The sequence below is a fragment of the Neisseria sp. P0009.S007 genome, assembly GCF_051962515.1.
The window spans coordinates 1-323 of the sequence record NZ_JBQCVF010001005.1; the positions used below are offsets into that span (position 1 = coordinate 1).

1 pseudogene is annotated in these 323 nt (G+C 49.5%); it reads right to left on the minus strand.

What is annotated here, in order from left to right:
- Window positions 1-323: pseudogene (locus tag ACTHS3_RS17520) on the minus strand (cation transporter); the annotation flags it as partial.

A 323-nucleotide genomic window follows, 5' to 3' on the forward strand; every position in this document is an offset into this window, starting at 1 on the left:
CAGTTAATTACAATCACCCCCTTGAAGGGGCCGATAATCATATCTGGATAATTGGAACCGGTACACGCGACCATGGCGCCGGAGGTGATGACACACAGGTTGATCACCAAGTAGTCTGCCGAGAATATCAATCTTGCCTTCATGTGCGCCCCGCCTTCCCGATGTTAGGATATGAGCAGCAGACAACTGGTATTGGCAATCAATGCGACTAATGCGATAGCCATCATAACCAGAGATTCAGGATCACTTCCGAATACTTAGCGTCTCAGCACCTCTTCGAGCACGCCCACAGCCAAGATCAGTTGCAGTACACCATCAAGATG